The organism is Brevibacterium epidermidis NBRC 14811 (assembly GCF_001570805.1).
Taxonomy (GTDB): domain Bacteria; phylum Actinomycetota; class Actinomycetes; order Actinomycetales; family Brevibacteriaceae; genus Brevibacterium; species Brevibacterium epidermidis.
This window is the reverse complement of sequence record NZ_BCSJ01000017.1, coordinates 22,312-44,483: the sequence shown is the minus strand read 5'-3', so window position 1 is coordinate 44,483 and position 22,172 is coordinate 22,312. Positions and strand designations below refer to the sequence as shown.

General features: G+C 63.8%; 25 protein-coding genes. 21 read left to right on the top strand and 4 right to left on the bottom strand.

The annotated features are described in order from the left end of the window. Positions 1 to 131 precede the first annotated feature (131 nt). Together BEP01S_RS14150 and BEP01S_RS14145 are read right to left on the bottom strand one after the other, a co-directional pair. Positions 132 to 1,157 carry an ATP-dependent 6-phosphofructokinase gene (locus BEP01S_RS14150; RefSeq protein ID WP_039206350.1) on the bottom strand — a complete coding sequence of 342 codons (1,026 nt, stop codon included), beginning with the start codon at positions 1,155 to 1,157 and terminating at the stop codon, positions 132 to 134. Continuing rightward, positions 1,154 to 1,840, bottom strand: a complete 687-nt coding sequence (locus tag BEP01S_RS14145) for a DUF1707 SHOCT-like domain-containing protein (protein ID WP_039206349.1) — start codon at positions 1,838 to 1,840, stop codon at positions 1,154 to 1,156. The genes BEP01S_RS14150 and BEP01S_RS14145 overlap by 4 nt, the downstream gene beginning before the upstream one ends. Before the next feature lie 147 nt (positions 1,841 to 1,987). On the opposite strand from BEP01S_RS14145, the gene BEP01S_RS14140 reads away from it, so the two are divergent. The 5 genes from BEP01S_RS14140 to BEP01S_RS14120 all read left to right on the top strand — a co-directional run bounded on the left by BEP01S_RS14140 (position 1,988) and on the right by BEP01S_RS14120 (position 7,919). Next, positions 1,988 to 3,193, top strand: coding sequence for a glycosyltransferase (locus BEP01S_RS14140; RefSeq protein ID WP_083532747.1), 1,206 nt, complete (start codon positions 1,988 to 1,990; stop codon positions 3,191 to 3,193). Further along, entirely contained in the window at positions 3,190 to 5,172 is a 1,983-nt protein-coding gene (locus BEP01S_RS14135) for an ArnT family glycosyltransferase (protein ID WP_062244466.1), read from the top strand. The genes BEP01S_RS14140 and BEP01S_RS14135 overlap by 4 nt, the downstream gene beginning before the upstream one ends. A gap of 16 nt (positions 5,173 to 5,188) precedes the next feature. Beyond that, on the top strand, positions 5,189 to 5,905 hold the full coding sequence (locus BEP01S_RS14130; RefSeq protein WP_062244463.1) for a response regulator transcription factor: 717 nt from the start codon (positions 5,189 to 5,191) through the stop codon (positions 5,903 to 5,905). Continuing rightward, the gene (locus tag BEP01S_RS14125) at positions 5,902 to 7,413 is read left to right on the top strand and encodes a sensor histidine kinase (protein WP_062244460.1); all 1,512 of its coding nucleotides are present in this window, start codon (positions 5,902 to 5,904) and stop codon (positions 7,411 to 7,413) included. Before BEP01S_RS14130 ends, BEP01S_RS14125 begins: the two co-directional genes overlap by 4 nt. Positions 7,414 to 7,529: 116 nt before the next feature. After that, positions 7,530 to 7,919: a hypothetical protein gene (locus BEP01S_RS14120; RefSeq protein WP_062244458.1), complete on the top strand. Its 390-nt coding sequence runs from the start codon at positions 7,530 to 7,532 to the stop codon at positions 7,917 to 7,919. A 141-nt stretch (positions 7,920 to 8,060) separates the two neighbouring features. Here BEP01S_RS14120 and katG read toward each other — a convergent pair whose 3' ends face one another. Together katG and BEP01S_RS14110 are read right to left on the bottom strand one after the other, a co-directional pair. Next, positions 8,061 to 10,268 (bottom strand): catalase/peroxidase HPI, encoded by a 2,208-nt coding sequence (gene katG / locus BEP01S_RS14115; RefSeq protein WP_062244455.1) that lies wholly within the window; start codon positions 10,266 to 10,268, stop codon positions 8,061 to 8,063. Between the two features lie 121 nt (positions 10,269 to 10,389). Beyond that, positions 10,390 to 10,866 carry a Fur family transcriptional regulator gene (locus tag BEP01S_RS14110; protein WP_062244452.1) on the bottom strand — a complete coding sequence of 159 codons (477 nt, stop codon included), beginning with the start codon at positions 10,864 to 10,866 and terminating at the stop codon, positions 10,390 to 10,392. Between the two features lie 601 nt (positions 10,867 to 11,467). Between BEP01S_RS14110 and rpsL the strand changes: the two genes are divergently transcribed. The 16 genes from rpsL (at position 11,468) to rplN (ending at position 22,170) form a co-directional block, all read left to right on the top strand. Continuing rightward, on the top strand, positions 11,468 to 11,842 hold the full coding sequence (rpsL, locus tag BEP01S_RS14105) for a 30S ribosomal protein S12 (RefSeq protein ID WP_025777935.1): 375 nt from the start codon (positions 11,468 to 11,470) through the stop codon (positions 11,840 to 11,842). Continuing rightward, positions 11,842 to 12,312, top strand: coding sequence for a 30S ribosomal protein S7 (rpsG, locus tag BEP01S_RS14100; protein ID WP_039206341.1), 471 nt, complete (start codon positions 11,842 to 11,844; stop codon positions 12,310 to 12,312). Before rpsL ends, rpsG begins: the two co-directional genes overlap by 1 nt. 99 nt (positions 12,313 to 12,411) lie before the next feature. After that, on the top strand, positions 12,412 to 14,517 hold the full coding sequence (fusA, locus tag BEP01S_RS14095) for an elongation factor G (protein WP_062244449.1): 2,106 nt from the start codon (positions 12,412 to 12,414) through the stop codon (positions 14,515 to 14,517). 116 nt (positions 14,518 to 14,633) lie between these two features. Then, positions 14,634 to 15,827 (top strand): elongation factor Tu, encoded by a 1,194-nt coding sequence (gene tuf / locus BEP01S_RS14090; RefSeq protein WP_062244446.1) that lies wholly within the window; start codon positions 14,634 to 14,636, stop codon positions 15,825 to 15,827. A 511-nt stretch (positions 15,828 to 16,338) separates the two neighbouring features. After that, positions 16,339 to 16,647, top strand: a complete 309-nt coding sequence (rpsJ, locus tag BEP01S_RS14085) for a 30S ribosomal protein S10 (protein ID WP_009379191.1) — start codon at positions 16,339 to 16,341, stop codon at positions 16,645 to 16,647. 11 nt (positions 16,648 to 16,658) lie between these two features. After that, the gene (rplC, locus tag BEP01S_RS14080) at positions 16,659 to 17,333 is read left to right on the top strand and encodes a 50S ribosomal protein L3 (RefSeq protein WP_025777931.1); all 675 of its coding nucleotides are present in this window, start codon (positions 16,659 to 16,661) and stop codon (positions 17,331 to 17,333) included. Between the two features lie 5 nt (positions 17,334 to 17,338). Beyond that, the gene (gene rplD / locus BEP01S_RS14075; RefSeq protein ID WP_039206337.1) at positions 17,339 to 17,992 is read left to right on the top strand and encodes a 50S ribosomal protein L4; all 654 of its coding nucleotides are present in this window, start codon (positions 17,339 to 17,341) and stop codon (positions 17,990 to 17,992) included. Next, positions 17,989 to 18,288 (top strand): 50S ribosomal protein L23, encoded by a 300-nt coding sequence (gene rplW, locus BEP01S_RS14070; protein WP_025777929.1) that lies wholly within the window; start codon positions 17,989 to 17,991, stop codon positions 18,286 to 18,288. The genes rplD and rplW overlap by 4 nt, the downstream gene beginning before the upstream one ends. A gap of 30 nt (positions 18,289 to 18,318) precedes the next feature. Further along, complete coding sequence (gene rplB / locus BEP01S_RS14065; RefSeq protein ID WP_039206335.1) at positions 18,319 to 19,155, top strand: 50S ribosomal protein L2; 837 nt, start codon at positions 18,319 to 18,321, stop codon at positions 19,153 to 19,155. A 15-nt stretch (positions 19,156 to 19,170) separates the two neighbouring features. Further along, complete coding sequence (gene rpsS, locus BEP01S_RS14060) at positions 19,171 to 19,452, top strand: 30S ribosomal protein S19 (RefSeq protein ID WP_039206333.1); 282 nt, start codon at positions 19,171 to 19,173, stop codon at positions 19,450 to 19,452. A gap of 42 nt (positions 19,453 to 19,494) precedes the next feature. Beyond that, on the top strand, positions 19,495 to 19,881 hold the full coding sequence (gene rplV, locus BEP01S_RS14055; RefSeq protein WP_025777926.1) for a 50S ribosomal protein L22: 387 nt from the start codon (positions 19,495 to 19,497) through the stop codon (positions 19,879 to 19,881). After that, a complete protein-coding gene (gene rpsC / locus BEP01S_RS14050; RefSeq protein WP_039206332.1) occupies positions 19,881 to 20,696 on the top strand; it encodes a 30S ribosomal protein S3 in 816 nt (271 codons plus the stop codon). The genes rplV and rpsC overlap by 1 nt, the downstream gene beginning before the upstream one ends. A 3-nt stretch (positions 20,697 to 20,699) precedes the next feature. Beyond that, the gene (gene rplP, locus BEP01S_RS14045; protein WP_039206330.1) at positions 20,700 to 21,116 is read left to right on the top strand and encodes a 50S ribosomal protein L16; all 417 of its coding nucleotides are present in this window, start codon (positions 20,700 to 20,702) and stop codon (positions 21,114 to 21,116) included. 2 nt (positions 21,117 to 21,118) lie between these two features. Beyond that, entirely contained in the window at positions 21,119 to 21,370 is a 252-nt protein-coding gene (gene rpmC, locus BEP01S_RS14040; protein WP_025777923.1) for a 50S ribosomal protein L29, read from the top strand. Continuing rightward, entirely contained in the window at positions 21,370 to 21,657 is a 288-nt protein-coding gene (gene rpsQ / locus BEP01S_RS14035) for a 30S ribosomal protein S17 (RefSeq protein ID WP_039206328.1), read from the top strand. Before rpmC ends, rpsQ begins: the two co-directional genes overlap by 1 nt. A gap of 144 nt (positions 21,658 to 21,801) precedes the next feature. Further along, complete coding sequence (gene rplN / locus BEP01S_RS14030; RefSeq protein WP_025777921.1) at positions 21,802 to 22,170, top strand: 50S ribosomal protein L14; 369 nt, start codon at positions 21,802 to 21,804, stop codon at positions 22,168 to 22,170. The last annotated feature ends 2 nt before the right edge of the window (positions 22,171 to 22,172 follow it).

Genomic DNA, 22,172 nt, shown 5'->3' with positions numbered 1-22,172 from the left:
ACCAACTGGTGGGTGCCCCTCCTGTCATTCATCTGCGTTTCTGACATCGAGAAACGGGTGGAGTGCCGAAACACGCGGGTGCGCACACGTGTCTCGACACCCCACCCGTTTCTCGGTGAAGCCGGGCTCTCTCAGCCGAAGAGCACCTGTGCCTCTTCCCAGCGGTGCAGCGGCACCGATTTGAGACTGTGCACGGCCGAGGACATCTCCACGGAGACGATGTCCGTGCCCTTGAGGCTGGCCATCTTCCCCCAATGCCCGTGCTGAGCGAGGTCCGCGGCGGCCATGCCCAACCGGGTGGACAGCACACGGTCGTACGCGGTGGGGGAGCCGCCTCGTTGCAGGTGCCCGAGGATCGTGGCTCGGGATTCGATCCCGGTGATCTCTTCGATCTGCGGTGCGAGGTAGTTCGCGATGCCGCCGAGGCGGACCCGACCCCTGCTGTCGACTCCCTGATCGGCGACCTGGGAGTCGAAGCCTTCGGGAACGAAGCCTTCGGCGACGACGACGATCGGGGCACGCCCGCGATCCTTCGCCGAGGTCACCCATTCGGCGATCTGGTCGAAGGAGACAGGGAACTCGGGCATGAGGATCGCATGGGCGCCGGCGGCCATGCCCGCATGCAGAGCGATCCAGCCGACGTTGCGTCCCATGACCTCGATGACCATGCAGCGGTGGTGGGACTCCGCAGTGGTGCGCAGCCGGTCGATCGCTTCCGTGGCGATGGACTGCGCGGTGTCGAACCCGAAGGTGTAGTCCGTGTTGCCGAGGTCGTTGTCGATGGTCTTGGGGACGCCCACGATGTGCAGTCCCTCCTCCTGGACGAGCCTGGAGGCCCCGGCGAGGGTGCCTTCGCCGCCGATGGCGATGAGCGAATCGATGCCGTGGGCGGCCATGACTTCGCGCATGCGTTCGGGACCGCCGTCCTCATAGGGGTGAGTGCGGGAAGTGCCGAGGATGGTGCCGCCTCGTCCGGACAGACCGCGCACGTCGAGCATCGTCATATCGAACATGTCGTCTTCGAGCAGGCCCCGCCAGCCATCGCGGATGCCGACGAACGAGGCATCGTGAGTGCGGATGCCCTTGCGGACGATGCCGCGGATGACAGCATTGAGTCCCGGGCAGTCTCCGCCCGAAGTGAGTACACCGATCTTCATTCCAGTTGCCCCTGATCCTTTGCTCGGTAGCCTTTTGCCAGATGGACGTCGTGCCCGGCCATGAGTGAGAAGCCTTTGAGGACGACAGTTCCGTTCGATCCGTCACCCCGCGCGGACTGGCGGACCTCATTGCCCGCCATGATGTTGATCGTCTCGTCACGGACGCGGACGCCCGGAGGGACGTAGATGTCATTGCCGGCCCACATCGCGTAGGAGACCAATTCGACCGTCACACCGGGGCCCATGACGGCGCACAGGTCGATGTTGTCCCCGCCCATGAGCGCATAGGTGGTGACCTGCGCGGTGCCGGGCGCCACATCGATCTCACGACCGGACATGATGGCCACCGAATTCGTGGGCGGGGCAGAACCCGGTTCGACGGATGGGCTGAGCTCGGTGGCTCCTCGTCGCTGCAGGGCCGAACCCGGGCCGGTGTCCTGTCCGTGCCCGGTCTGCCGGGCGAGTCTCTGGTGCAGCTGGTGACCTTCGGGCAGGTCGTCGATGAGCGGTATGAGATCGTCGAGGAACTTCGCGGAGATGGCGTCATCCTGCCGCTGCGCGGTCTCCTCGGGGTCGAGCCGCCCGTTCGTCACCGCCTCCGTGATCACGGAGAGGACCTCGTCACGGTCCTTGTCGGAGGCACGGATCCTTCGCTGCGGGGGAGGGGAGTCATCATCGGCCATGGCCCCCAGTGTAGCGGGATTCACACGCACTGACCCGGCCCTTCGCCGAGGCGGTCGGACAGGGCAGTCTGTCATGTTCTCATGTCCACAGCCGGGCCACAGCTGAGACCGACGTGGGCCCTAAGCGGGGACGCGAATGTGAACTCCATGAGATACGAGAGCAGCGCCGGGAACCAGCCCGCAGCGCACCCAGGAGCCACGTCCCTCCGATCGACCACGACCGTCGACCTCGTCGTTCCGGTCTATAACGAGGAAGCGACTCTGGCCTCCTCCGTCGAGACGCTTGTCGCCGCCGACACCGGTCCCGGAACCGACGTCACGATCATCATCGCGGACAATGCGAGTACCGACTCGACCCCGAGGACCGCCGCAGCCCTCGCAGCCGCACACCCGAACGTCGAATATGTCCGGCTCGAGCAGAAGGGACGCGGTCGCGCACTGTCCCGGGTGTGGCAGGCCTCGACGGCGGATATCGTCGCCTACACGGATGTCGATCTCGCCACGGACATCAGAGCCCTCGAACCGATGGTCGAGGTGATCCGGTCGGGACTGGCCGATGTGGCCATCGCATCTCGACTGCAGCCGGGTCTCGAGGCCCAACGCGGAGTCAGACGCGAGATCATCTCACGCTGCTACAACCGACTGCTCAAGCTCAGCCTCGGCGTCGGATTCAGCGACGCCCAATGCGGGTTCAAGGCGATGTCGGCGCAGGCGGCACGGGAGCTGCTGCCGGTGGTGGAGGACACCGAATGGTTCTTCGACACTGAACTGCTCGCCCGGGCCGAATGGGCGGGGTACCGTATCCACGAATTCGGCACCGACTGGATCGACGATCCCGATTCCTCCGTCGACGTCCTTGCCACGGCGTGGAAGGACATCAGAGGAATCGTCCGCCTGCGCCGAGGCGGCCCGGTCCACGCCACGTCCGAACCGCCCGCACCGAACACGGGTGCACAGATCCTCCACTTCATCGACGTCGGCCTCATCAGCACCGTCCTCTACGCCACGATCTTCCTCTTCGGCTCCCAAGTCGTCTCTGCCGCAACGGCGAACATCATCGCCCTGCTTCTGTCGACTGTGGCCAACACGGCGCTCAACCGCAGCCACACCTTCGGAGTCCGGTCCCCGCATCGACGGCTGACCGCCCAGGTGAAGGGACTGGCGGCCTTCTGCCTGTGCCTGGCCTTCACCTCGGCAGGGCTGGCGGTCGCCGACGGCTTCACTGGTGCGTGGGCGAGTATCGGCACACTCGCGCTGCTCACTGCCGCGAATCTCGCCGCCACCGTGGTCCGATTCGTGCTCATGCGCACCTGGGTATTCGCTCGGGGAACGCGTCAGGAGGATGCGGCATGAAGCGAAACTGGTATCCGGCGGCGCTGACCGTCCTCACCCTCGGCACGATCGCGGCCTACCTGGTCAACCTCAGCGCCAACGGGTGGGCGAACTCCTTCTACGCGGCGGCCGTCCAAGCCGGCTCGGAGAACTGGGAGGCCTTCCTCTTCGGCTCGCTCGACTCGGCGAATGCGATCACCGTCGACAAACCCCCGGCCGCGCTGTGGCTCATGGCGCTCAGCGCCCGGGTCTTCGGGTTCTCCTCGTTCTCGATGCTCCTGCCGCAGGTTCTCCTGGCCGGAGTCAGCGTCCTGCTCATCGTCCACTCGACGAGGATGGGCTTGCGCTCCCACGTTGGAACCGGAATCGAAAAGGCGGCGGCGTTGGGCGCCGGAGCGCTGTTCGCAGTCTCACCCGTCGCAGCACTGATGTTCCGTTTCAACAATCCGGATGCGCTGCTCGTGACCCTGATGGTCGGTGCGGTCGTCGCGACCCAGCACGCACTCCGCGCGGTGAACAGTCGCCGCAGTGGGACGTCGTCCGGCACCGGCAGGTCAGGCACAGCGCCCACTACGCGCACCGTGGCATTGTGGCTGGTTCTCGCCGGAGTCTGCCTCGGTCTGGGATTTCTGACCAAGCAGTTCCAAGTGCTGCTCATCGTCCCCGGACTCGCCCTGGCGTGGGTGCTCTTCGCCCGCACCTCGTGGCCGAGACGCCTGCTGTGGCTTCTCGTTCCCATCGCATCGATGGTGCTCAGCGCCGGATGGTGGATCGCACTCGTCGAACTCACTCCCGCGGACTCCCGCCCCTACGTCGGAGGCTCGCAGACGAACTCGTTCCTCGAACTCACCTTCGGCTACAACGGGTTCGGTCGCCTCACCGGCAATGAGACCGGTTCCGTCGGCGGCGGTGGCGGAGGGGGCTGGGGTGAGACCGGGCTGACGCGCCTGTTCACCGGCAGCTTCGGCCAACAGGTGTCGTGGTTCCTGCCCACCGCGCTCTTCCTCCTCGTCGTCACCGCAGTTCTGCTCATCCTCGCCGAGGCGGCCCGACGCAGAGCCGTCCCCGCCGTCACCGACGGTGATGGTTCGGACACCATCGACAGGGGCAGCCTTGGTGCCGCTGTGCTCATCTGGGGCGGCTGGCTCATCGTCACGGGCCTCGTCCTGTCGATGATGAACGGAATCGTGCACGAGTACTACACTGTCGCCCTCATCCCCGCGATCGCCGTCGTCATCGCGCTGGGCATCGGCATCCTGCTCAGCCGGTCCGGCATCGTTTCGCGACTTCTGCTCGCGGTGGCGTGGGCGCTGACCGGAGCGTGGCAGTTCGTCGTCAGCTCGGAGATGACCGGGATCCCGGAGGCCCTGCGGTGGAGCGTGCTCGTTATTTCGGTGATCGGAGCGGTGATCCTCATTGCCACGGCCCATCGGCGATTCGGTACGGCGATCACCTCGGCGCTCGTCGCGGTCGCCATCATCGCCGGTGCGGCGATTCCGGCGCAGCTGAGCGTGCGCACGATCGCTGGAACGACTCAGGGCTCGATTGTGACGATCGCCGGCACAGGATCCGGTATGGGCGGAGGCCCCGGCGGTGGAGGCATGCCGCGCGGCGGTGGAGGCATGGGCGGTCTGCTGAGCGGCTCGGAACCCTCGGACGAACTGACCAGCCTCCTCGCAGAGGATACGTCGGCCTATACATGGGTCGCAGCTACAACGGGGGCGAACCAGGCCGCCGGATATCAGCTCGCGCTCGAAGAGCCGGTGATGGCGATCGGCGGCTTCAACGGCACCGATCCGTCACCGACCCTCGAAGAGTTCCAACAGCTCGTGGCCGAAGGCCGGATCCACTACTACATCGGATCGAGCTCGGGCGGCGGACAAGGCCCTGGCGGGACGGACTCCGGTTCCTCCTCGGCGCAGATCGCCGCCTGGGTGGAAGCGAACTTCGAATCGACGACGCTCGACTCCGTCACGCTCTACGATCTCAGCGCCGCTTGAGGGGGATAATCGTTCTATGATTCCGACCGAGAACCCGCCGGCACGCATCCTCATCGTCGATGACGAAGCAAATCTCGCCGAACTCCTCGTCATGGCTTGCCGAGTGCGCGGATGGGACGCCGAGGGAGTCGGCACCGGTCGAGAAGCGGTGGCTCTGGCCAGAAGCGAACACTTCGACGCGATCGTCCTCGATGTCATGCTGCCCGACCTCGACGGTTTCGCCGTCATCGAAAAGATCAGGGGCGAGGGCATCGACACCCCGGTCGTCTTCCTCTCCGCCCGCGACGAGGTCGATGATCGGCTCACGGGGCTGCGCCTCGGCGGGGATGACTATGTGACGAAGCCGTTCAACCTCGATGAGGTCATTGCCCGGATCGAGGCCCGACTGCGCCGCAGCGGACCGGTGGGGTCGACCGACGACGAGGATGTGCTGCGGGTCGGCGACCTCGAACTCGACGAACGCTCCCACGAAGTCACGCGTGCCGGTCAGCAGATCGAACTCACGGCTCGCGAATTCGAAGTGCTGCTGCTGTTCATGCGCAACCCGCGGGCAGTCCTGTCGAAGGCGCAGATCCTCGACCGGGTCTGGGACTACGATTTCGGCGGCAACGGAAACATCGTCGAACTCTACGTCTCCTACCTGCGGAAGAAGATCGACGCACCGTTCCCGGACCTGCCGAATCTCTTCCATACGAAGCGCGGGGCCGGCTACATCCTGCGGGCGGAGCAGTGAGACTGCGACGGTGGCGGCTGCAGACGAGGCTCATCGTCCTCGCCGGTCTCGTTCTGCTGCTCGTCGGCACGGGAATCGGAGCAGCCTCGTGGTTGAGCGTACGCACCTCTCTGATGTCCGACCTCGACGCGCAGCTGACGTCGATGACGTCGCATGCGCGGTCCGGCGGACCCGGCTCCGGCCCCGGTGCGGGACCGCGCACCGACTCGGCGTCGGCGGTCGATTCGGCTCTGCGGTTCCTCTTCCAGCCGGGAGTCGGTGACGGTGCGCTCGCCGTCGTCGACTCCGGCGGCGGGGGAGAAGGGCTCATCGCCGAGGCGGGGCTGAACCGTCCCCGGGCCCTGTCCTCGGACGCGATCGAGGCTCTGCTGGCGGTCGAACCCGGGGTCAGTGAGACCAGCCACGAATCCGTGCGCGTGCCCGGGTTCGGCGCCTACCGGGTCGTGGCCTTCGACGACGACGGAACGACGACCGTCTACGGGGTTCCGCAGGGCAGCGTCGACGCTGCCTTGGATCGCACAGCTTGGACGACCGCATTCGTCGTTCTCATCGGGGTACTCATCACCGCCGGCCTCATGGCTGTCATCATCCACCGCCAGCTGCGCGATCTCAGGGACGTCGCCCACACCGCGCGCGAGGTCGCTGACCTCGAGCTCAGCGCCGGAAAACCTGAGCTCGCGCTGCGTGTGCCGTCGGAACTTGCGGTGCCCGGGACCGAGGTCGGCGATGTCGGCTCCGCGGTCAATCGGATGCTCGACCACGTCGGGACCGCCCTCGACGAGCGCTACCGGGGCACCGAGCAGATGCGCCGGTTCGTCGCCGATGCCTCCCATGAGCTGCGCACGCCGATCGCGACGATCCGCGGCTGGGCCGACCTCACCCGGCCGTACCGCGATGATCTGCCCGCCGAGGTGACCACCTCCTTGGCGAAGATCGATTCTGGAGCGATGCGGATGTCCTCACTGGTCGATGACCTGCTGCTCCTGGCCCGTCTGGAGGCCGGTCGGCAGCCGACGAAGGAGGACACTGTCGATGTGTCATCGATGCTGGTCGAACTCGTCGAAGACGCCCACGTGGTCAACCCCGACCATTCGCTCATCCTCGATGTGCCCCCGGAACCTCTTGAGGTCCGCGGAGCCCTCGACCATGTGCGACGTGTCGTATCGATCGTGCTGACGAACGCCTGCGTGCACACTCCTCCTGGCACGCAGGTAAGCGTCTCGGCCGCGAGTGTGCGGAAGCCGGTGGCAGGGAAGACCCCCAGCGATGTCGTGGCCATCCGCATCGGCGACGACGGTCCCGGCATCCCGCCGGAGATTCGGGACACGGTGTTCGACCGCTTCGTTCGCGGAGACCCCTCACGGACACGCCGATCGGGAGTCGAAGGCGGGTCATCGGGTCTGGGCCTGGCAATCGCCTCAGGCCTCGTCGAACTCATGCACGGCAGCATCACGATGTCGAGCTCAGACGACGGCGCGACCTTCGAACTGCGGCTGCCGACCGCCTGAAGACGACAGCGGGCCCCGAGCGGGTTCTCGAAGGCACAGTTCGGACACAGCCTCGGCTGGGGCCGACGACAGCGCAGGTAGCGAGTATGGAATCACCGTCAACAAAAGGAGATTCCATGAACGAGAACCAACAGCCCGACTCGAATTCAAAACCGAAGCGACGAGTGCCTCTCGTCCCCGCGATCCTTGCCGGTTCGGCGCTGTTCGTCGTCGGGGGACTGGCCGGCGGAGCGGTCGGGGCATCGGCCGTCATGGTCGCAGGTGATTCCAGCACCAGCCAGGGACCGGGCGGACAGAACGGCCCCGGACGGATGGGAGGCGGGCAGAACGGCGGCCAGCCCGACGGCGGCGGAATGCCCGGCGGACAAACGAACGGCGAGCAAGCGAACGGTGCGCAAGCGGACGGTGCGCAAGCGGACGGTGGTCAAACGAACGGCGATGGGACGTCGGGAGGTCAGTCGAACGGTATGCCGGATACGCAGGACGGAAGCAACGGGGACGAGTGACCACGCTGTCCGCACGGAACGAGGCGGATCGGATATGACGATGCCCCCATCGAAATCGATGGGGGCATCGTCGGCAATCAGCGCTGTGCCGCGTCGGCGGGGGAGCACCGAAGTGTCACCTCGGTGAAGCGACCATTCGGATCAGCGCTTGAGATCGTACCGATCGGCCTCGACGAGCTTCGTCCAGACCTTGACGAAGTCGGCGACGAACTTCGCACCGGCGTCATCGGATCCGTAGACCTCGGCGAGGGCGCGCAGTTCGGAGTTCGCACCGAAGAGCAGGTCCACACGGCTGCCGGACCACAGCTTCTCACCGGAGGGCGAGAAGCATTCGTATTCTTCGGCGGTCTCGGAGTCGCCGACCGGCTTCCACGCGTTGCCGAGTTCGAGGAGGTTGACGAAGAAGTCATTCGTCAGCTCGCCCGGACGATCGGTGAGGACGCCGAGTTCGGAGTCTCCGTGGTTCACGCCGAGAACGCGCAGTCCGCCGATGAGGACGGTCAGCTCGGGCGGAGTCAGCCCGAGCAGGCTGGCCTTGTCGAGCAGCAGGTACTCGGCCTTGAGCGGAAGGCCTTCGCTGAGGTAGTTGCGGAAGCCGTCGTGCGTCGGCTCGAGGAAGCCGAAGGAATGCACATCGGTCTGCTCCTGGGTGGCATCTCCACGACCGGTGGACACCGGCACGGTGACATCGTGCCCGGCGGCCTTCGCAGCGGTCTCGACTCCGACGGCACCGGCGATGGCCAGCACGTCGGCGAACGATGCTCCGGTCGACTCGGCGATGCCTTCGAGGACGGGCAGAACCTGCTCCAGCTTCGCGGGCTCGTTGGCTTCCCAGCTGCGCTGCGGCTCGAGGCGGAGACGTCCGCCGTTGATGCCGCCGCGCATGTCCGAGACACGGTGCGACGAGGCTGCGGCCCAGGTCGTCGACACGAGCTGCGAGACGGTCAGCCCGGACTCACGGACAGCAGCCTTGACGGCTTCGAGACCGGACTCGTCGAGCGGGGTTCCAGCCGGGACCGGATCCTGCCAGATGAGCTCCTCGGTCGGAGCTTCGGGACCGAGGTAGCGAGTAGCCGGACCCATGTCACGGTGGGTGAGCTTGAACCAAGCGCGAGCGAAGGCGTCCTCGAAGGCCTTCTGGTCGTCCTTGAAACGACGCGAGATCTCACCGTAGATCGGGTCGAAGCGCAGCGCCAGGTCGGTGGTGAGCATGCGGGGCTCACGACGTTCCGTGCCCTGGGCCATCGGCACCATATCGTCACCGCCGCCGTCCTTGGGACGCCACTGCAGGTGACCGCCTTCGTTCTCGAAGACCTCCCACTCGTAGGCGAAGAGGATGTGGAAGAACTCGTTGTCCCAGCGGGTCGGGTGGTAGGTCCAGGTGACCTCGATGCCGCTGCCGACGGTGTCGTTGCCCTGTCCGGAACCGAAGTCGCTGCGCCAGCCCAGACCCTGCTCTTCGAGAGGAGCAGCCTCGGGATCGGCGCCCTTGTGGGATTCGGGAGCCGCACCGTGGGTCTTGCCGAAGGTGTGTCCGCCGGCGATGAGGGCGACGGTCTCCTCATCGTTCATCGCCATCCGGGCGAAGGTCTCACGGATCTCGAGTGCCGACTTCAGCGGATCGGGCTCGCCCTCGGGGCCTTCCGGGTTGACGTAGATGAGGCCCATGGTCGTCGCGGCCAGCGGCTTCTGCAGCTCGCCGTTGCCCACGTAGCGCTTGTCGGTGCCGAGCCATTCGTTCTCCGAACCCCAGTACACGTCGTTGTCCGGCTCCCACACATCGGCGCGGCCGCCGGCGAAGCCGAAGGGCTTGAAGCCCATCTGCTCGAGGGCGACGTTTCCGGCGAGGATGAACAAGTCGGCCCAGGAGATCTTCTTGCCGTACTTCTTCTTCACCGGCCACAGCAGACGGCGGGCTTTGTCGAGCAGGACGTTGTCGGGCCAGGAGTTCAGCGGAGCGAAGCGCTGCTGTCCCTCGCCTCCGCCGCCTCGGCCGTCCTGCACACGGTAGGTGCCGGCCGAGTGCCAGGCCATGCGGACCATGAATGGACCGTAGTTGCCGAAGTCAGCTGTCCACCATTCCTGGTTCTCCTTCTGCAGCGCTTCGATATCGGCCTTGAGCGCGAAGTAGTCGAGGCTGTTGAATTCGGCTTCGTAGTCGAAATCCGGATCCATGGGATCGCGCGCAGGCTGACCCTTGGCGAGGATCTTGAGGTTGAGGCGGTTGGGCCACCACTGTGCGTTGGCATCGCCCTGGACTGGGTTGACCAGCTGGCCGGAATCCGGCGCCGTCGCCGGCTCCGTGGTGGTGTGGCTGACGGGGCAGCCGCCGGTGGTCGGGTTGGTCATTGTGTTCCTTTCACAGTCGAGCCGCGGTCGACGACTCGGATGACGGGATGGGCCACCCTCTTGAAAAGGGCATAGTCGTGTCCTCGGAAGAAGACGGGTGGTGGTGAACGAAAGCCTGGAGTCACACGGCCGAGAGCTGACCGCCGTCGGTCGACTGAGCACCGGCAGCAGCGCAGTCGGGGCACAGGCCCCAGAACGTCACTTCGGCCTGTTCGATGATGAACCCTGCATCGTGAGACGGAGTCAGGCACGGAGCCTGACCGACCGTGCAGTCGACATCGACGATGAGATTGCACGAGCGGCACACCAGATGATGGTGGTTGTCCCCGATACGACGTTCATAACGAGCCACAGAGCCAGAAGGCTGGATGCAGCGGACGAGCCCCACCTCGGTGAGAGTGTGGAGCGAATCGTAGACGGCCTGGTGGGAGACCGACGGCAGCGATTCGCGGACGGAGCGGATGACGGTCTCGGTGTCCGCATGCGGATGGTCCCGCACGGCATCGAGAACTGCGACCCGCTGTTTCGTCACGCGCAGCGACGTCTGCCGCAGAGCCGCGGCAGCGTCTTCGTCGTGGTCATGCTTCGTCCCGTTCACAGCACCAGAATGCCTGCTTCTTTTGAATGAGTCAAGGAAAGCATCGATGGACGCTCGTCGAGGCGGCCGACCGTGGCCGTTGTCGGTGCGGCTGCGAGTCCGGTGTGGTTCTTCGACAGGTCAGGCATATGTCTCGGATCAGTGTCTTGCGAGGGGGAGGATCTGTGTCTTGAGAGGGGAGGGGCAGTGTCTTCCGAGGTGAGGAGCGTGATCTCAGTGGATATGGCGTTGCTGCGTGATTTCAGCAGTGCGGCGCGATAGAATGGATGATCGCCATTTTGACCAGATGTGCTCGAGAGAGATATTCTGGTAGGCGACTGATTGTGTTATCTGCGTCGTCGATTGATCCTGCCGGGTGTTCTGTGAGGCCCGGAATCCCTGAGAGAAGTCTTCGATGCAGGCCGCCGAGAAGTCGCTGCTGCGCTTCCGTGTCCTTGCGACACACCCGGGCGCAGGGGTCGACGACTCGCGTGGTTACTGGCATCGGGAGCCAAGCTTCACCCGGTGTTCAGTCGGATATGTCCCACGGTTCACAGAGACGACTGCGGTCGTGGCCGGAATTGGGAATTAGGTCTATCGAGAAGCAAATGGAGAACGCTTAGTGCCGACAATCCAACAGCTCGTCCGCAAGGGACGGCATGTCAATACAGCAGGATCAGACGCTCCTGCCCTCAAGGGCAGCCCGCAGCGTCGTGGAGTGTGCACCCGTGTGTACACCACTACCCCCAAGAAGCCGAACTCGGCTCTTCGCAAGGTCGCTCGTGTCAAGCTTTCGAGCCAGATCGAGGTGACCGCCTACATCCCGGGCGAGGGACACAACCTGCAGGAGCACTCGATCGTGCTCGTGCGCGGTGGCCGCGTCAAGGATCTGCCCGGTGTTCGCTACCGGATCGTCCGCGGTTCGCTCGACACCCAGGGCGTCAAGGGTCGCCAGCAGGCCCGCAGCAAGTACGGTGCGAAGAGGGAGAAGAAGTAATGCCACGTAAAGGTCCTGCACCCAAGCGACCGATCGTCGTTGACCCGGTCTTCAGTTCACCGCTCGTCACGCAGCTGATCAACAAGATCCTGCTCGACGGCAAGCGCTCGACCGCAGAGCGGATCGTCTACGGTGCCCTCGAAGGCACCCGCGAGAAGAACGGCAACGATCCCGTTGTCAACCTGAAGAAGGCTCTCGACAACATCCGTCCGTCCCTCGAGGTCCGCTCCCGCCGCGTCGGCGGCGCGACCTACCAGGTGCCGATTGATGTTCGTCCGGCTCGTTCGACCACCCTGGCTCTGCGGTGGCTCGTGGGATACTCCCGCCAGCGTCGTGAGAAGACCATGACCGAACGACTCATGAATGAGATCCTCGACGCCGGCAACGGCCTCGGCGCAGCAGTCAAGCGTCGCGAGGACACTCACAAGATGGCCGAGTCCAACAAGGCCTTCGCCCACTACCGCTGGTAATCGTCTGCTCTGTGCGCCGGTCGGCGGACCTCGTCCGCGAGAGCTGCCGGCCGGCTGTGCAGGGGAGTCGAGCAAATCATCGATTGAGAGAGAGACACCGTGGCACTTGACGTGCTCAGCGACCTGAACAAGGTCCGTAATATCGGCATCATGGCCCACATCGATGCCGGTAAGACAACTACGACCGAACGCATCCTCTTCTACACCGGCGTGAACTACAAGATGGGCGAGACCCACGACGGCGCCGGCACCATGGACTGGATGGACCAGGAGAAGGAACGCGGCATCACGATCACGTCGGCCGCGACGACCTGCTACTGGAACGACAACCAGATCAACATCATCGACACCCCCGGTCACGTTGACTTCACGGTCGAGGTCGAGCGTTCGCTGCGCGTCCTCGACGGTGCCGTCGCAGTGTTCGACGGCAAGGAGGGCGTTGAGCCCCAGTCGGAGACCGTGTGGCGTCAGGCCGACAAGTACGACGTCCCGCGCGTCTGCTTCGTCAACAAGATGGACAAGCTCGGTGCTGACTTCTACTTCACCGTCGACACCATCAAGGAGCGCCTCGGCGCGAAGCCGCTGGTCATCCAGCTGCCGATCGGTGCCGAAAGCGAATTCGCCGGTGTCGTCGACCTGCTTGAGATGACGGCCTATGTCTGGCCCGACGAGACCAAGATGGGTCAGGACATCACCGAGATCGAGATCCCCGAGGATCTCAAGGAAAAGGCTGTTCAGTACCGTGCGCAGCTCGTCGAGGACGTTGCCGAGAGCTCGGAAGAGCTCATGGACAAGTACCTCGAAGGCGAAGAGCTCACGACCGCTGACATCAAGGCCGGCATCCGTGAACTCGTCATCAAGTCCGAGGCCTTCCCGGTCATGTGCGGTTCCGCGTACAAGAACAAGGGCGTGCAGCCCATGCTCAACGCGGTCATCGACTACCTCCCCTCGCCGCTCGACGTGCCTCCGATGATCGGACACAACCCGAGCAACGAAGAAGAGGATCTGACCCGCAAGCCCTCGACGGACGAGCCGTTCTCGGCTCTGGCCTTCAAGGTCGCCTCTCACCCGTTCTTCGGATCGCTGACCTACGTGCGTGTGTACTCCGGTCACGTGAAGTCCGGCGACCAGGTGCTCAACACCACCTCGGGCAAGAAGGAACGCGTCGGCAAGCTCTTCCAGATGCACTCCAACAAGGAGAACCCTGTCGAAGAGGCATTCGCTGGTCACATCTACGCCTTCATCGGTCTCAAGGAGACCACGACGGGCGATACGCTGAGCGACCCGGCCAACCCGATCGCACTCGAATCGATGACCTTCCCGGAGCCTGTGATCTCCGTGGCCATCGAGCCCAAGACCAAGAGCGACCAGGAGAAGCTGTCCTCGGCCATCCAGAAGTTCGTCAAGGAAGACCCGACCTACCAGGTCGAGCTTGACGAGGAGACCGGCCAGACGGTCATCCGCGGAATGGGCGAGCTGCACCTCGACATCCTCGTCGACCGCATGCGTCGCGAGTTCAAGGTCGAGGCGAACGTCGGCAAGCCGCAGGTCGCCTACCGTGAGACCATCCGTCGCACTGTCGAGAAGTACGATTACACCCACAAGAAGCAGACGGGTGGATCGGGACAGTTCGCGAAGGTCCAGGTCACCTTCGAGCCCCTCGAGGTCGAAGGCGATACGATTTACGAGTTCGAGAATGCCATCACGGGCGGACGCGTTCCGCGCGAGTACATTCCGAGCGTCGACGCCGGCATCCAGGACGCCATGCAGTTCGGTGCCCTCGCCGGTTACCCCATGGTCGGTGTCAAGGCCACTCTGGTCGATGGCGCCTACCACGATGTCGACTCTTCGGAGATGGCATTCAAGATCGCCGGTTCGATGGTCTTCAAGGAGGCCGTCCAGCGGGCGAACCCGGTTCTTCTCGAACCGGTCATGGACGTCGAGGTGCGTACCCCTGAGGAATACATGGGTGACGTCATCGGCGACCTGAATTCCCGGCGTGGACAGATTCAGTCGATGGACGATGCTTCCGGTGTGAAGGTCGTCAAGGCTGTGGTCCCGCTCTCGGAGATGTTCGGTTACATCGGTGATCTGCGGTCGAAGACCCAGGGCCGTGCGGTGTACTCGATGACTTTCTCCAGCTATGCGGAGGTCCCGAAGGCTGTTGCCGAGGAGATCATCCAGAAGGTGCGCGGCGGAGAGTAATCTCCGAATTCCGGTCGCCCCGGTGATCAAGAACATGTTCGCCGGAATGAAAGATAACCAACAAAAGGTCTAAGATATGAACCGCATATCTTTTGACAACCACGAGGAGGAACCCAGTGGCAAAGGCTAGTTTCGAACGGACTAAGCCGCACGTCAACATCGGCACCATCGGCCACGTTGACCACGGAAAGACCACCCTGACCGCCGCGATCACCAAGGTCCTGGCGGATCAGTACCCGGATCTCAACGAGGCTCGCGCCTTCGACCAGGTCGACAACGCACCTGAGGAGAAGGAGCGCGGCATCACCATCAACGTCTCGCACGTTGAGTACCAGACGGAGAAGCGTCACTACGCTCACGTCGATGCCCCGGGCCACGCCGACTACGTGAAGAACATGATCACCGGTGCCGCTCAGATGGACGGTGCGATCCTCGTCGTCGCCGCCACCGACGGTCCGATGCCCCAGACCCGTGAGCACGTGCTGCTCGCGCGTCAGGTCGGCGTTCCCTACATCGTGTGCGCGCTGAACAAGTCCGACATGGTCGACGACGAAGAGCTCCTCGAGCTCGTCGAATTCGAGGTTCGCGACCTGCTCTCGAGCCAGGACTTCGACGGAGACAACGCTCCGGTCATCCCGGTGTCCGCTCTCAAGGCGCTGGAAGGCGACGAGAAGTGGGTCAAGAGCGTCCAGGATCTCATGGCTGCCGTCGACGAGAACGTTCCGGAGCCGGAGCGCGACGTTGACAAGCCGTTCCTCATGCCCGTCGAGGACGTCTTCACGATCACCGGTCGTGGAACCGTCGTCACCGGTCGTGTCGAGCGCGGCGTCCTCCTGCCGAACGACGAAATCGAAATCGTCGGCATCAAGGAGAAGTCGTCCAAGACGACCGTCACCGCAATCGAGATGTTCCGCAAGACCCTGCCGGATGCCCGTGCAGGTGAAAACGTCGGTCTGCTCCTCCGCGGCACCAAGCGCGAGGACGTGGAGCGCGGTCAGGTCATCGTGAAGCCGGGTTCGATCACCCCGCACACCAAGTTCGAAGCACAGGTCTACATCCTGAGCAAGGACGAGGGCGGACGTCACAACCCGTTCTACTCGAACTACCGTCCGCAGTTCTACTTCCGGACCACGGACGTCACCGGCGTCATCACGCTGCCCGAGGGCACCGAGATGGTCATGCCCGGCGACAACACCGACATGTCGGTCGAGCTCATCCAGCCGATCGCCATGGAAGACGGCCTCCGCTTCGCTATCCGCGAGGGTGGACGCACCGTCGGCGCCGGTCGAGTCACCAAGATCAACGCCTGATCTGACTCACTGAGTACCACAGGCAAGGGGCCGCAGCTCTTCGGAGCTGCGGCCCCTTCCGCATGCCCGGGCAGAATTCGTCAGTGCCAGGTCGGATGATGCAGGTGGGGGAGTTGCCGAGGGTCGCAGAGTGGAAATTGGCGCAATTGCGGCCGCTGTGATCCTTGAGAGTTCCCTCACAGGCACGGCTCCCGGAATTGCGCGGGTGAAGTGCTATGTGACAAGATAGTGAAGTTGCGTTTTGGGCGTTGACCCCTGCACTGCGGTAGTGATACCGCGAACAGCCCGAAACACTATCGGATCGATGAATCTGCATCATGCGGGTTCGGACCGAGCAGCCAATGAGTAGAAGCGCCGTCGGTGCTTGGGGGAGAAGTGAGAATTTCTCCGTCAGGATTAGCCGACACGCCCGACCTCGGGGGTCGGTCATGGTCAGCCGGCACAGACGGCAGAGTGACTCAAAGCCTCTGCGAGTTGATGGCCGGAAGCAACTAAAGAAAGAGACGACGCCATGGCGGGACAGAAGATCCGCATTCGGCTCAAGTCGTACGACCACGCTGTGATTGACAGTGCTGCGCGAAAGATCGTGGACACCGTCACTCGCGCAGGTGCGACTGTTGTGGGCCCCGTGCCGTTGCCAACGGAGAAGAACGTGTACTGCGTCATCCGTTCGCCGCACAAGTACAAGGACAGCCGTGAGCATTTCGAAATGCGCACGCACAAGCGTCTGATCGACATCGTCGACCCGACGCCGAAGGCAGTCGACTCGCTCATGCGTCTCGACCTCGCTGACGACGTCAACATCGAGATCAAGCTCTAAGGGAGGCAGCAATGGCGAACACTCGTTCATCCGCTCTCCCGACCACCAGCAAGGTCAAGGGCCTGCTGGGAACCAAGCTGGGCATGACCCAGGTCTGGGATGAGCAGAACAACCTCGTGCCGGTGACCGTTGTGGCCACCGGAAACAACGTCGTAACTCAGGTCCGCAACGAGGAAACCGATGGTTACCCCGCTGTGCAGATCGCGTTCGGCGAGATCGATCCTCGCAAGGTCAACAAGCCGACCGCAGGCCACTTCGAGAAGGCCGGTGTGACCCCACGCCGTCACCTCGTCGAACTGCGCACTGCAGATGCTGCTGACTACGAGCTCGGCCAGGAACTCGGCGTCGACACGTTCGAAGCCGGAATCAAGGTCGATGTGACCGCGAAGACCAAGGGCAAGGGCACCGCCGGTGTTATGAAGCGTCACGGCTTCGCCGGCGTCGGCGCCTCCCACGGTCAGCACCGCAACCACCGCAAGCCAGGTTCGATCGGCGGAGCCGCTACACCTGGTCGCGTGTTCAAGGGTATGCGCATGGCCGGCCGTATGGGCGCTGTCAAGCACACCACCCAGAACCTCACGATCCACGCCGTGGACAACGAGAACAACTTCCTGCTCATCAAGGGTGCCGTTCCCGGCCCCAAGGGTGGAGTCGTCCTCGTTCGCTCGGCCGTGAAGGAGGCCTGAACGTAATGACTGATGTCAAGACAGTCGACGTCATCGATGCCGCTGGTGCCAAGGCCGGCTCTGTTGATCTGCCCGCCGAGGTCTTCGGCGTGCCGACCAACGTGCCCCTGATCCACCAGGTCGTCGTGGCACAGCTGGCTGCTGCCCGTCAGGGTACGCACAAGACGAAGACCCGCTCCGAAGTTCGCGGTGGCGGTCGCAAGCCCTACCGCCAGAAGGGAACCGGCAACGCCCGTCAGGGTTCGATCCGCGCTCCTCAGTACAACGGCGGCGGAATCGTGCACGGACCGGTCCCGCGCGACTACTCGCAGCGGACCCCCAAGAAGATGAAGGCCGCCGCTCTGCGCGGAGCCCTGTCTGATCGTGCACGCCTCGATCAGGTCTTCGTGATGAAGAACCTGGTCACCGGCGACGCCCCGTCGACCAAGCAGGCGAAGGCCGCACTGGCCGGCCTGTCCGAGCGCAAGAACACCCTCGTGGTGCTCGACCGTGACGACGAGCTCACCTACCTGAGCGTGCGCAACCTGCCCCACGTCCACGTGCTCACCTCCGATCAGCTCAACACCTATGATGTGCTGCTCGCCGATGACATCGTGTTCACCGAGGCAGCTCTTGCCGCGTTCCTGAGCGGAAACCGCAAATCGGAGGACGCATCATGAGTCTGAACTTCAAGGACCCGCGCGACATCATCGTCGCTCCGGTCGTCTCGGAGAAGACCTACAGCCTGATGGACGAAGGCAAGTACACCTTCCTCGTCGACCAGGACTCGAACAAGACCGAGATCAAGCAAGCCATTGAAACGATCTTCGATGTGCAGGTCGCCAAGGTGAACACCCTGAATCGTCAGGGCAAGCGCCGCCGCACCCGCACCGGTTGGGGAAAGCGCAAGGACACCAAGCGTGCCATTGTCGCCCTCAAGGACGGATCGATCGACATCTTCGGTGGATCGCTCTAAGCGATCCTTCGTCAAAGAAGGACAAGACTCATGGGAATCCGTAAGCACAAGCCGACGACCCCGGGCCGCCGTGGCTCGTCGGTCGCCGACTTCGTCGAAGTGACCCGGTCTACACCGGAGAAGTCGCTTCTGCGCCCGCTGCCCAAGCGCGGCGGCCGCAACAGCCAGGGACGCGTGACCACCCGCCACCAGGGCGGCGGTCACAAGCGTCAGTACCGTGTCATCGACTTCCGCCGCCATGACAAAGATGGCGTTCCGGCGAAGGTCGCACACATCGAATATGACCCGAACCGTACGGCTCGCATCGCTCTGCTGCACTATGCAGACGGAGAGAAGCGCTACATCATCGCCCCGCAGAACCTCAAGCAGGGCGCTCAGGTGGAAGCCGGTCCGGGTGCAGACATCAAGCCGGGCAACAACCTTGCCCTGCGCAACATCCCAGTCGGCACCGTGGTGCACGCAGTTGAAATGCGTCCCGGCGGCGGTGCCAAGATCGCTCGTTCTGCAGGTTCGTCCGTGCAGCTCGTGGCGAAGTACGGACGTTTCGCACAGCTGCGGATGCCTTCGGGCGAAATCCGCAACGTCGATGCGCGCTGCCGTGCGACGGTCGGCGAGGTCGGCAATGCCGAGCAGTCGAACATCAGCTGGGGCAAAGCAGGCCGCATGCGTTGGAAGGGCAAGCGCCCGTCCGTGCGCGGTGTCGTGATGAACCCGATCGACCACCCGCATGGTGGTGGCGAGGGCCGTACTTCGGGTGGTCGTCACCCAGTCAGCCCGTGGGGTCAGTTGGAGGGCCGCACACGCCGGCCGAACAAAGAGAGCGACAAGTACATCGTGCGCCGTCGCCGGACCGGCAAGAAGCGCTGATTGGAGTACTGACTTATGCCTCGTAGCCTCAAAAAGGGTCCTTTCGTCGACGAACACCTCTTCCAGAAGGTGGCTCGTCAGAACGAGAAGAACACCAAAAATGTCATCAAAACATGGTCTCGTCGCTCGATGATCGTCCCGGACTTCCTGGGACACACCATCGCAGTACATGACGGACGCAAGCATGTCCCCGTCTTCATCACTGAGTCGATGGTCGGACACAAGCTCGGCGAGTTCGCACCGACACGGACGTTCCGTGGCCACGAAAAGGACGATCGCAAGGGGCGCCGCCGCTGAGGCGGGGCACTCTTTCGATCCTAGAGAAGAGAGAAGGAAGCGATGGAAGCCAAGGCTAAGGCGCGGTACCTGCGCGTTACGCCTCGCAAGGCTCGGCGCGTCATCGACCTCATTCGTGGTCAGCAGGCGACCGAAGCACTTGCAGTGTTGAAGTTTGCAGAACAGTCGGCATCAGATCCGATTTACAAGCTCGTGGCCTCCGGCATCGCCAATGCGCGTGTCCGGGCCGACGAGGAAGGCGTTGCGTTCGACGAGAACGAACTGGTCATCTCCGAAGCCTTCGTGGACGAGGGGCCGACCATGAAGCGGTTCCGTCCGCGTGCCCAGGGTCGCGCATTTCGCATCGAAAAGCGCACCAGCCACGTGACAGTGGTCCTGGCCAGCGGTGACGACCTGCCTCAGCGCAAGAGCCGGAAGGGGAACCGCTAATGGGCCAGAAGATCAATCCGAATGGATTCCGACTCGGAATCACCACGGATCACAAGTCGAAGTGGTTCGCTGACTCGACCAAGCCGGGGCAGCGCTACAAGGACTACGTGCTCGAAGATGTCAAGATCCGCCAGATGATGAACACCGGCCTCGAACGGGCCGGCATCTCGAAGGTCAACATCGAGCGCACGCGTGACCGTGTCCGCGTCGACATCCACACCGCACGTCCGGGCATCGTCATCGGCCGTCGCGGAGCCGAAGCGGACCGCATCCGCGGTCAGCTCGAGAAGCTCACCGGCAAGCAGATTCAGCTCAACATCCTTGAGGTGAAGAACCCCGAGGTCGACGCACAGCTCGTCGCCCAGGGTGTTGCCGAGCAGCTCGCCAGTCGTGTGGCGTTCCGCCGCGCGATGCGCAAGGCGATCCAGAGCGCCCAGCGCGCAGGTGCCAAGGGCATCCGCGTGCAGTGCTCCGGCCGCCTGGGCGGTGCTGAGATGAGCCGTTCCGAGTTCTACCGCGAAGGACGTGTGCCGCTGCACACCCTGCGCGCGAACATCGACTTCGGCGTTCACGAAGCCCACACCACTTTCGGACGCATCGGCGTCAAGGTGTGGATCTACAAGGGCGACATGACCGACAAGGAGCTTGCCGCTGAGCAGGCCAAGGCTCCTGCTGCTCGTGGCCCGCGTGGCCGTGGGCGCGGTCGTGGAGGCCGCGGACGTGGTCAGGAAGGCGCACCGCGCCGTGGCGACCAGGCCCGTAATACTGAGAACAGTGCCGAAGCCCCCGCGGCTGAGGCCGGATCGGAGGGCTGAGAAATGCTGATCCCTCGTCGAGTGAAATTCCGCAAGCAGCACCACCCCAACCGGGGCGGCGCCGCCAAGGGAGGCACGACGGTGTCCTTCGGTGACTACGGCATCCAGGCTCTCGAGCCGGCCTACATCACCAACCGTCAGATCGAGGCCGCACGTATTGCCATGACGCGCTACATCAAGCGTGGCGGCAAGGTGTGGATCAACATCTACCCTGATCACCCGCTGACGAAGAAGCCTGCCGAAACCCGCATGGGTTCCGGTAAGGGTTCGCCGGAGTGGTGGATCGCCAATGTCAAACCCGGTCGAGTCATGTTCGAACTCGGCGGTGTGTCCGAGGAAGTTGCTCGCGAGGCCCTGCGCCTGGCGATCCACAAGCTTCCGCTGAAGGCCCGTATCGTGGCCCGCGAAGGTGGTGAGTGAGAATGGCTATCGGTTCGAAGAACCTTTCCATCGACGCGCTTGACGGTTACGACAACGAGCGTCTGCAGGAAGAGCTCAAGAAGGCCAAGGCCGAGCTGTTCAACCTGCGTTTCCAGTCGGCCACCGGTCAGCTGGAGAGCCACGGTCGCCTCAAGGCCGTGCGTCGCGACATCGCTCGTATCTACACCGTGCTCAACGAACGGGAGCTGGACATCCGTCCGAACCCCGCTGATGCCAAGGAAGAGAGCAAGTGATGGCGGAGACCACGAATACTGAGGCCACTGCTGCGGAACGCAACTCCCGCAAGACCGCACGTGGTTACGTCGTATCCGACAAGATGGACAAGACTATCGTCGTCGAGGTTGAGGAGCGCATGAAGCACCGCCTCTACGGCAAGGTCCTGCGCAAGTCGGTCAAGTACAAGGTTCACGACGAAGAGAACACCGCCGGCATCGGCGACCTCGTCCTCGTGGCCGAGACGCGGCCGATTTCGGCCGCGAAGCGTTGGCGGCTCGTCGAGATCATCGAACGCGCCAAGTAGTCAACGCCACCCCACCCACCCGGTCCCGCCCGCGGTCTCAACCAGGCCGCGGGCGGCTACCGGGAACGGGGTGAAATGTCAATGAATCCGTTCCGCAAGGCTCGCGCTCAGGCGTGAGAACCAGCGCGACGACAGGAGAAAATAGTGATTCAGCAAGAGTCGCGACTCAAAGTCGCCGACAACACTGGCGCCAAGCAGATCCTGGCAATCAGGATCCTGGGTGGCTCCGGTCGGCGCTACGCCTCGATCGGTGACACCATCGTGGCAACCGTCAAGGATGCAATCCCGGGCGGAAACGTGAAGAAGGGTGACGTCGTCAAGGCTGTCATCGTTCGCACTGCCAAGGAACGTCGCCGTCCCGACGGTTCCTACATCAAGTTCGATGAGAATGCAGCTGTCATCCTCAAGAATGATGAGGAACCACGCGGAACCCGTATCTTCGGACCCGTGGGACGCGAACTCCGCGACAAGAAGTTCATGAAGATCGTCTCCCTGGCACCGGAGGTGTTGTGAGC